Origin of the sequence: Algibacter sp. (assembly GCF_049667265.1) — a bacterium.
Taxonomy (GTDB): Bacteria; Bacteroidota; Bacteroidia; order Flavobacteriales; family Flavobacteriaceae; genus Algibacter_B.
This window is the reverse complement of record NZ_JBATHX010000079.1, coordinates 1-2,090: the sequence shown is the minus strand read 5'-3', so window position 1 is coordinate 2,090 and position 2,090 is coordinate 1. Positions and strand designations below refer to the sequence as shown.

At 31.9% G+C, this 2,090-nt stretch carries 4 protein-coding genes; 2 read left to right on the top strand and 2 right to left on the bottom strand.

Annotated elements, in window-relative coordinates; genetic code table 11:
- Positions 1 to 931, bottom strand: a 931-nt coding sequence (locus WBN21_RS02850; RefSeq protein WP_424197786.1) for a microtubule-binding protein, incomplete at its 3' end; no start/stop codon positions are given.
- A 235-nt stretch (positions 932 to 1,166) separates the two neighbouring features.
- On the opposite strand from WBN21_RS02850, the gene WBN21_RS02845 reads away from it, so the two are divergent.
- On the top strand, positions 1,167 to 1,409 hold the full coding sequence (locus tag WBN21_RS02845) for a hypothetical protein (RefSeq protein WP_424197785.1): 243 nt from the start codon (positions 1,167 to 1,169) through the stop codon (positions 1,407 to 1,409).
- 85 nt (positions 1,410 to 1,494) lie between these two features.
- Here WBN21_RS02845 and WBN21_RS02840 read toward each other — a convergent pair whose 3' ends face one another.
- The gene (locus tag WBN21_RS02840; protein ID WP_424197787.1) at positions 1,495 to 1,662 is read right to left on the bottom strand and encodes a hypothetical protein; all 168 of its coding nucleotides are present in this window, start codon (positions 1,660 to 1,662) and stop codon (positions 1,495 to 1,497) included.
- 83 nt (positions 1,663 to 1,745) lie between these two features.
- Between WBN21_RS02840 and WBN21_RS02835 the strand changes: the two genes are divergently transcribed.
- On the top strand, positions 1,746 to 2,090 hold a 345-nt coding region (locus tag WBN21_RS02835), incomplete at its 3' end, for a hypothetical protein (protein WP_424197784.1).

Sequence of the window (2,090 nt, the reverse complement as noted above, 5' to 3'; positions counted from 1 at the left end):
TATCAGATTTTAATTTTGCACGGTGTGTTTGCAAGTTGCTACGTAACGAGGTTAATACTTTAATAGTTAAATTATGCTTGTGAACAAAACTATCCTTACTTGCAGCCAAGGTTGTGTAAGCATTTTTCAAACCTTCTAGCTCTTCAACTTTTTGCTCTAAAGTGGTCATTTTACCTATAGCTTCAGAATATTCGGTAGATTGCTTATCTGCAATATCTTCCAATTCTTGGCGCGCTTGTTTTAATAAGGCATAGTTTTCTTCTAACTTCGCTTCTACTTCTTTTTTCTTCTCTAATGCTTTGGTGTGATTTTTTGAAGCTTCAACAATCGCATCTTTCAGCTTTTCTTCTACTTCTTTAATTTCTACCTCACGATTTTTTAAACGTGTAACTGCAGCCTGCGATTTATATGATAATTCGCTTAAAAGTGTTTGCACATCGGCACTTTCAATACGCTCTTGAAACATGGCTTTTGCCTTATTATCGGCTCCTGCTCTAGTTTTTTCGGCTATGGCATATTCAGCTTCTTCTTTCTTAATTTTACTTTTACGGCCCCAAAGGTTATTCCACCAAGTATCTGGTTTGTTTCTGGCATCTTCAAGTTCAATGCGTGCGCGCTCCAAAGCTTTTTGAGCATCGTCAATAACCTTCTGCTCTGTGGCGTTTAGTGCTGAGAATTTCTCGAACATAATACCAACTTCATCTTGATAGTCGGTTAAATCTTTAATCGCATCTAAAAGAGTTGTTCTGTCTTTTTCTGCCATATGAACCACATCATCCAAAGTAGCGTTCAATATTTTTTGACGCGATTCTGGATCATCTTCTTGAGACAATTTAGATTTCATAGTGTCAATGGCTTTTCCCCAATTAACATCTACTTTTTCGGTTTTTTCATTTGAATTGGTTTCTAATAAATCAAAATCATCTGCCATAGTATATTTTATATTTTTAAGTTGAACAATTTTACGGACAAGCAATTTCGTTAAAAAATCTCACTTTTAAAACGTAAATGAATATTTACTTTTTAATTAAATTAACTTTTTTTAAATGTTGCTCAATTTATAAGTATAAATAGTTATTAAAATGTTACAGTTAATAAATAAATTCATACATTTTGAAAGTTTACACTATATTTGTTAATAACAAATCACCCTTTATGCTATTAATATGCTAGCAATTTTCTCTCTTTTTAATTTTAACCCTGTTTTTTTAATTAGTCAGTCTACTATTGTTACTGTACTTGTTATTATTACTATCTTTTTTGGAATTTTATTATTACTTGGAATTAGAAAATCTTATAAGTTAAAAAAAGAAAATGACCGATTAGAAGCTATGAATGATCAAATTGCAAAGGATGAAGAAAAACCATATAAAGATTTTACTGATGGCCATATGTATGGTGATAATTAAGTTTTAAAGAAACTTATTAACGCAATATTAAATTTCTATAAAAAAAAAGCTCACTTAAAAGTGAGCTTTTTTTTTTGGGGGAAAACTATCGTACCAATTTCTTATACTTAATACGCTTCGGAATCAAATCTACACCTAAACGTTTCTTATTGTTTTCTTCATAATCAGAAAAACTACCTTCGAAGAAATACACCTGAGAGTCAGCTTCACCATTTAGATTATATAATAAAAATAAACCTTCACTAAATCCCACAACTAACTGATAGATATCATTGCAGTATCCTGCTTCTATAAATATATTAGTATTGAGATAAGTTTAACTTAAAACATAATATTATGAAAACAACAACAATATATCAAACAACAGCAGCAATACTTACGATGTTTGTAATTATGCTGTTTTCGATTGGGGCATGCTCACCTAATGATGATCCAGATCCTGTTTCTCCAATTCCAGATCCAGATCCTGATCCAGGAACAAGTTATTATTCACCTGGGGATATCATTCCTAGAGATGATTTTCCTCAAGTAATTATGCCTCTACAAATAACTTCAGTAATGGACGTTGGTGATGAAATTGGTGAGCCAATATTTTCTAAAGTGGAGCCATGGCAAGGAAATTTACGGTTATCTCCTCAAAAATTTCGGGCTCAATCCTTAAGCGGAGGTGTTTGGCGAAAA